General features: G+C 66.3%; 1 pseudogene. It reads left to right on the top strand.

The features are described from left to right. Nucleotides 1–158: 158 nt before the first annotated feature. Nucleotides 159–377, top strand: a pseudogene (locus tag AC1DDH_RS20800) (acetyl-CoA C-acyltransferase); the annotation flags it as partial.

The following is a 377-nucleotide window of genomic DNA, read 5'->3' on the forward strand; positions in this document are numbered from 1 at the left end:
AGGTGACACTCGGTCTCACGAATTCGGGAACCGCGTTCCTCGGAACGTGCGAAACTGTAAGTCCGGCGCGCAGCTGCACGCCGGCGATCATCCGTTCCGCGCAGCGGTCCGGATATTGGAGGCCCTGTCCGCACAGCGGACCGGACATTGGAGGCAGAGTGGCCGAGATCTCGGACGTCTTCTTCGTCGATGGAGTGCGAACCCCCTTCGGGCGCGCCGGCGAGAAGGGCATGTACTGGAACACCCGCGCGGACGACCTGGCCGTCAAGGCCACGATCGGCCTGATGGAGCGGAACGCGAACGTCCCGCTGGACCGGATCGACGACGTCGCAATCGCGGCGACGTCGCAGACGGGTGACCAGGGCCTCACCCTCGGT

The organism is Arthrobacter sp. 10T425 (genome assembly GCF_056393985.1).